This is a genomic window from Moorena sp. SIO3B2, from assembly GCF_010692525.1.
GTDB lineage: Bacteria > Cyanobacteriota > Cyanobacteriia > Cyanobacteriales > Coleofasciculaceae > Moorena > Moorena producens.
Genome location: NZ_JAAHHE010000480.1, coordinates 1 through 4,052, shown reverse-complemented (window position 1 = coordinate 4,052; position 4,052 = coordinate 1). Strand labels below are relative to the sequence as shown.

At 43.6% G+C, this 4,052-nt stretch carries 3 protein-coding genes and 1 pseudogene; 2 read left to right on the top strand and 2 right to left on the bottom strand.

Features of this window, described 5'->3' with window-relative positions; translation table 11 throughout:
* Positions 1 to 431: 431 nt before the first annotated feature.
* Together iscB and F6K38_RS36600 are read left to right on the top strand one after the other, a co-directional pair.
* Positions 432 to 1,719 (top strand): annotated as a pseudogene (gene iscB / locus F6K38_RS44590) (RNA-guided endonuclease IscB).
* Between the two features lie 197 nt (positions 1,720 to 1,916).
* Complete coding sequence (locus F6K38_RS36600; protein WP_009149283.1) at positions 1,917 to 2,177, top strand: MoaD/ThiS family protein; 261 nt, start codon at positions 1,917 to 1,919, stop codon at positions 2,175 to 2,177.
* 169 nt (positions 2,178 to 2,346) lie between these two features.
* On the opposite strand, the gene F6K38_RS36595 is transcribed toward F6K38_RS36600, so the two are convergent.
* Positions 2,347 to 3,540, bottom strand: coding sequence for an RNA-guided endonuclease InsQ/TnpB family protein (locus tag F6K38_RS36595; protein ID WP_009149282.1), 1,194 nt, complete (start codon positions 3,538 to 3,540; stop codon positions 2,347 to 2,349).
* Positions 3,531 to 3,668 (bottom strand): helix-turn-helix domain-containing protein, encoded by a 138-nt coding sequence (locus F6K38_RS36590; protein ID WP_229414658.1) that lies wholly within the window; start codon positions 3,666 to 3,668, stop codon positions 3,531 to 3,533. The genes F6K38_RS36595 and F6K38_RS36590 overlap by 10 nt, the downstream gene beginning before the upstream one ends.
* Positions 3,669 to 4,052: the final 384 nt, after the last annotated feature.

The window sequence follows — 4,052 nt, the reverse complement described above, 5'->3', positions numbered from 1 at the left end:
AAATTGCAAAACCCTTATCCAGTAAGGATTTAATCAATTGATTTCAAACAGAACTCGATCGCTGAAATCCTGACCCCGCCAGCATGTACAAAAATAAGATGCGTTTCCCCTGGACTAGGGAGTTGATCAATCTAGTCAAATATGTCACTTAAGTTTTACAATACATCTGAATTAGGGTCAATACTCCTAGTTTAAGCCTTGGTAATTCCCGGTAACTCCTGGAATTGCCAACTAGGATGCAGGCTAAGGATTGAGTCCTACGTTGATTTGGTTATGACACCTAGGAATGACCTCCAGTTCCTGGCTCTGTCGCTAATCATTAAAGTGAAGGCAAAATGTGTGGTTAGCCTAACAAGCCATTTCAACATTGCCGTTCGCGCAAGCGTGTGCGAAGCACTTGGAACACATAACCGACTTGAGACGCACTAAAAATGCAAAATTACGTATTTATCATTGACACGAACAAACGACCACTAAATCCCATTTCGCCAAAGAAAGCACGCCGATTATTGAAAAAAGGTAAAGCGGCGGTCTTTAGGATGTATCCATTCACAATCATCCTAAAAACAGGGATTCGGCAAAGCCGACGCTGCGCGAACGATGATCCAACTATCTCACCCTGTCAAATCAAGATCGATCCTGGCAGCAAGGTAACTGGATTTGCCTTAGTCCAAAATGATCAAGTTATTTGGGGGATGGAATTAGAACACAGAGGAGGATTAATCAAGAAAAAACTAGAGTCTAGAAGAGCTGTAAGAAGCGGAAGGCGCAATCGCCACACCCGCTACAGAAAACCTCGATTCCTTAACCGTAGACGCCCACAGGGATGGCTGCCCCCTAGCCTAGAGCACAGAATTCTGACTACCTACCCAGACTTGGGTAAAACGATTGATAAAATTCTGCCCGGTCAATGAGATTTGGCTTGAAAAAGTTAAGTTTGATACCCAAAAAATGCAGAATCCAGAAATTAGTGGCGTTGAGTATCAGCAGGGGGAACTAGCTGGCTATGAAGTCAGAGAGTATTTGCTTGAAAAATGGGAAAGGGAATGTACCTATTGTGGAAAGCAAAATGTCCCCTTGCAGATTGAACATATCCATCCAAAATCGAAAGGAGGAAGCGATTGCGTAAGTAATCTTTGTTTGGCTTGCGAAAAGTGCAACCAACGAAAAGGAAATAAGCCTATAGAAGATTTTCTAAAAAATAAGCCAAGTCTACTTCAGAAGATTAAGACTAAAGCTAAACAGCCATTAAAGGATGCGGCGGCGGTTAATGCAACCCGTAAAAAGCTAGTAAAAATGCTCCAAAGTGTAAGACCAGTAGTAACTGGGACGGGAGCACAAACTAAGTACAACCGAACGAAGCTAGGACTCCCTAAACAGCACTGGATTGATGCCGCTTGTGTTGGGGATATTGAGACTTTAACTTTGATAACCTCTCAACCTCTTCTAGTAACCTGCTTTGGGCAAGGAGGAAGGCAAAAAGCGGCACTCAACAAGTACGGCTACCCCATTAGACATAACCCATTGAAGCCGATTAAAGGCTGGGTAACCGGAGACATAGCCAAACATCAAAAACTAGGGATAGGCAAAGTTACTCCCAGAAGTAAAGGAAGTTTTGGATTTACCCCGTTAGGAATGAAAGGCTACAAAAGCTGTAAACCTCAAGATATATCGGCAATACACCGAAAAGATGGATACACTTACGGCTTTTGTCAATAAATACCGGAACTTGCCTTGTAATAGCTGTCCTAAACTTACCTGCTGTGATCATGACGGTGCATCTATTTACTTCGATCTAATTTTGTCAAGTATAGTGCCAAGGGTATCAGTCTAGCCAGGCAGACTAAAATTAAACAGAACCAAATATAATAAAACAGAATAAAATAGAATAAAAGAGCTTGAACCCAAATTAATCTATGTCTGAACCATCAATTACTGTTACAGTCAAGCTTTTTGCTGCCTATCAAGAAACCTATGGCTTGCCAGAACTCCAGTTGGGATTTCCCCCTCAAACATCAGTATCAGCGGTGTTAGACCGTTTACTGAGTGAACACCCAGAGCTGGAGCAATGGCGTGAAGTGACCCGCTTTGGCATCAATCTACAATTTGTTCCCCCCGATACCCCCTTGCAAGATGGGGATGAAGTGGTTCTGATTCCTCCTGTTAGCGGTGGCTAATCGATTATTGTGCCTGCAAGCCTTTTGCCTCCAAGGGTCATATTTCTCAGAAAAATTGACTGATATGCAGCGTTGCTTCACCATGATCAGGAATCCAGGATACCCACTGGTCTTCTGAAACCTGGCACAGCAGCAGCGCTTCATCAAAGCTATAGGGAGTGACATCCTCCTACACTATACGCTTCGCGTATAGTGTAGGCTTCCCATTCTCACAAATAGGTATTCCTGCCCAAAGCCACTTATCTAGGATTTCTCCCCCGACAGATCGACTACTTGACAGGCTGTTTCCATTTCCCGAATTGTCCACGGGTACTAATTCTAATCCTCGCCATCTCACCATCTGAGCGGCTGCATGATCTCTATGTGTCGTGTAGCCGCATGTCTTGCATTTATGTTCTCTAACCCTCAAATCTTTCTTCACTGTGGCCTGACACTCAGGGCAAGTCTGACTCGTCCCACGGGGGTCTACTCGCTGAAAGTAACACCCACGTTTGAAAGCTACCCATTTGAGGAGATCTAAGAATTGACCAAAAGATGCATCAATGCAGTCTTTCCTTAGCATTCCTCGATTGAGTCCTATTGTGTTGAGATCTTCCGCAAACATTGTCTGAGCCTGGTCACAGAGCAAATGTGCTGTTTTCAGATGGAAGTCTTTACGAGTGTTGGCAATCTTATGATGCAATCTGGCCACCTTCAGTTGTGCTTTTTCCCAGTTGTTAGAACGCTTCTGTTTTTTAGCTGCTCTACGTTGTAGCAATTTCAGCTTACCTTGCAGTTGCTTTAAAAACTTAGGACGCTCAACTGTGAAACCATCTGAAGTTGTCAGAAACTTTTCTAACCCAAGGTCTATCCCTATTGCCCGACCAACGGCAGGATGATCTGGGATATCAACTTCCATTGCAATTGATATCACAACATACCATTCTGTTTGTCTAGCCTTAGCCAGAACTCTGACCTGTTTGACTTGGAATCCAACAGGAATTTCTCGATGGAGCCGAATAGGAACTAGGCCAATTTTAGGAAGCTTGATATGTTCGTGTTCTACTGGATTTGACTTGAATTGCGGAAATAAAAACGACTTGTATTGACCCTTTTTCTTAAATCTTGGAAAACCAAATCCTCGCTTACTCATTGCTTCCCATGAGTCATGCAACCTTCTAACGGTTGTCTGTAACACCTGGGAATGCACCCTTGACATAAACGGATTAGTTTTCTTGGCTTTGGGTAGATTGTTTTGCTGACGATGGTAACTGGGGAATGGTGTATCGGCAGGGATTATGTACTCACTCTGCAAAGAACACCTATCCACAGGTGCGACCCGTGGCGAATTTAATTCGCCAACGGAAAGCGCACCTAAGGACATTTACGACTTGCAATCCAGTCTTTTAACTCTCTTAATGAGTAGTTATAGACTCGTCTACAAGTCTCAAGCCATTCCTTGATGATCTGTTGTTGATCTTGGCTCGGGTAAATCCTGTATGTATAGTTCATCATTAACATAATCTTATTTTACCACAGAAAAAGACAATGGTAAATACAGATAGAGAGGGCGTCGAACCCTCTCTATCTGTCTGGCTGGGGGAGTCCATGTATCCCACCACTAACACTCCGTGTATAGTGGGGGACTTATAGCTCCCCCAGACCCCCTCACTAGTTAAGTAGCTCTAACAGACGTACCCAAGTCCCAGGTTGGAACGCATCTTGGGACTGATCTAAGTTGGGATTAGGGGAGCTGTTCCAAGTCGGGCTTTGGGTCTGCGGTTCTAAAAGTTTCATAGTTCGTCATCAAGATAAAAAAATTCCCGTCTACCCTAGCTGAGACTGCTTCGAGCCAAAATCTTCCCAGACAATGGGTAAACTTTAACTATTTTCTGT

Excerpts from the sequence above, each read along its gene's own strand:
- F6K38_RS36600 (WP_009149283.1), top strand. The coding sequence starts at position 1,917 with ATGTCTGAACCATCAATTACTGTTACAGTCAAGCTTTTTGCTGCCTAT.
- F6K38_RS36595 (WP_009149282.1), bottom strand. The coding sequence starts at position 3,540 with ATGTCCTTAGGTGCGCTTTCCGTTGGCGAATTAAATTCGCCACGGGTC.
- F6K38_RS36590 (WP_229414658.1), bottom strand. The coding sequence starts at position 3,668 with ATGAACTATACATACAGGATTTACCCGAGCCAAGATCAACAACAGATC.